The organism is Aquirufa sp. Wall-65K1 (assembly GCF_054558475.1).
This window is the reverse complement of sequence record NZ_JBPXKD010000034.1, coordinates 1-215: the sequence shown is the minus strand read 5'-3', so window position 1 is coordinate 215 and position 215 is coordinate 1. Positions and strand designations below refer to the sequence as shown.

The 215-nt window shown below is 44.7% G+C and carries 1 protein-coding gene; it reads right to left on the bottom strand.

Annotated elements, in window-relative coordinates:
* The coding region (locus ACST15_RS12590; RefSeq protein ID WP_459455003.1) for an Ig-like domain-containing protein at positions 1 to 215 on the bottom strand (215 nt) is incomplete at both ends.

Below are 215 nucleotides of genomic sequence, written 5' to 3'. Positions count from 1 at the left end.
GGAGAAGTGACAGTAGCGGTATATGTACCATTGCTATTATCTGTAACCGAACCAATGGTACCTGAACCAGATGAGTTGGTGATGGTGACAGTAGCACCGCCAGCAGTTAAATTATTTCCATTGGCATCTTTAGCAGTTACGGTTAAAACTTGAGTAGTAGAACCGTCCGCCACGATACTAGCCGAAGTAGGAGTTAAGGTAGAAATGGCAGCATC